Annotated in this window: 2 protein-coding genes; both read left to right on the top strand. The window is 61.3% G+C overall.

The genetic code is table 11. The features are described 5' to 3' along the window. Window positions 1-67 precede the first annotated feature (67 nt). Window positions 68-457: a transposase gene (locus AWB78_RS42560; protein ID WP_062613305.1), complete on the top strand. Its 390-nt coding sequence runs from the start codon at window positions 68-70 to the stop codon at window positions 455-457. Then, window positions 454-1,353 carry an IS3 family transposase gene (locus AWB78_RS42555; protein WP_062613303.1) on the top strand — a complete coding sequence of 300 codons (900 nt, stop codon included), beginning with the start codon at window positions 454-456 and terminating at the stop codon, window positions 1,351-1,353. The genes AWB78_RS42560 and AWB78_RS42555 overlap by 4 nt, the downstream gene beginning before the upstream one ends. Window positions 1,354-1,391: the final 38 nt, after the last annotated feature.

The raw sequence follows: 1,391 nt of genomic DNA, 5'->3' as shown, positions 1-1,391 counted from the left end.
TGCGGCGCCTCCGGTTTTTTTGGACACAGATTTGGGGTAAAACGTGTGATCCAAACTGGAGTGGTTGATGTTGAAGAAAGCCAATACCAATGCGGTTGCGTCAGAGGCGCTGGAAGGAGCGCGTAGCGCGACTGGAAGCGCCTCTGGCGCCGCCGAGATCAAACGGTGGTCAACCGGGCGCAAACGTAGCGTCGTCCTTCGGTTGCTGCGCGGCGAACCCGTCGACGCCGTGTCCCGCGAAGTCGGTGTGACGATCGCCGAGCTCGAGCAATGGCGTGAGCTGGCACTGGCTGGCCTGGAGGCCGGTTTAAAGACACGGACCAGCGATCCGCTGCAAGCGCGGCTCGATGACGCTGTGCGACGCGTGGGCGAGCTCTCTATGGAAAACGAGATCCTGCGCAAGGAACGTGAACTGCAGGCCCGTCGCCCTTTGACCGGTCGGAGATCGTCGACATGAGCCGCGAGATCTCCGTCAGTGCAGGCAAGCCCTTTGGATTGCAACGGGTTTGCCAGGTGCTCGAATTCCCCCGCTCGACCATCTATGCCATTCGTGCCAGAGCGAGCACCAAGGTGACGCCGATGGTTCCGCGCAGGCGTGGACCGAAGCCAAAGATGCACGATACCGACTTGCTGAAAGCCATCCGCGACGATCTCGCGGCTTCGCCTTTCAGCGGCGAGGGGCATCGCAAGGTCTGGGCACGGCTGCGCATCGTGCACGACATCCGTGTCTCCCGGACCCGCGTACTGCGGTTGATGCGTGAGCACAGGTTGCTCTCGCCACACCGTCAGGCGCGGGGCGAACCCAGCCTTCACGACGGCCGAATCACGACTGATCGCCCCAATGAGATGTGGGGGACCGACGGCGTGCGCATCGCGACCGTGGACGACGGCATGGTGTGGATCTTCTCGGCTGTGGATCACTGCGATGGCATGTGCACCGGCATTCATGCCGCGAAAATCGGTGACCGCTTCGCAGCTCTCGAGCCGATCTCCCAAGGGTTGCTGGACGCGTTTGGTTCGGTACTCGCCGACTCGGGCCGCGGGTTGTCGCTGCGTATGGATCACGGTTCGCAATACACCTCGGACGACTTCCGAGACCAGATTAGGTTCTGGGGCATCACGCCGAGCTACGCCTTCGTCGCCGAACCACAGACCAACGGCGTCGCCGAGCGGTTCAACCGAACCATGAAGGAACAAGCTATCCATGGGCGCATCTTCAAGAACCTGGAGGAAGTTCGTGCTGCCGCCATTGCGTTCAGAAATCAATACAATCGCGACTGGCGTCTTGAAAAGCTGGGCTTCAAATCACCCCTCGAAGCCCGTCAGGAAAGGCTGATGAAGTTGGCCGCCTGAGCTGCTAAGGCGTGTCCAAACAACCGGAGCCGGTACAC

It is taken from the genome of Caballeronia calidae, from assembly GCF_900044055.2.
Lineage (GTDB): Bacteria > Pseudomonadota > Gammaproteobacteria > Burkholderiales > Burkholderiaceae > Caballeronia > Caballeronia calidae.
The sequence above is the reverse complement of the archived record's forward strand: the minus strand, read 5'-3'. Positions and strand labels throughout refer to the sequence as shown.

Excerpts from the sequence above, each read along its gene's own strand:
- AWB78_RS42555 (WP_062613303.1), top strand. The coding sequence starts at position 454 with ATGAGCCGCGAGATCTCCGTCAGTGCAGGCAAGCCCTTTGGATTGCAA.
- AWB78_RS42560 (WP_062613305.1), top strand. The coding sequence starts at position 68 with ATGTTGAAGAAAGCCAATACCAATGCGGTTGCGTCAGAGGCGCTGGAA.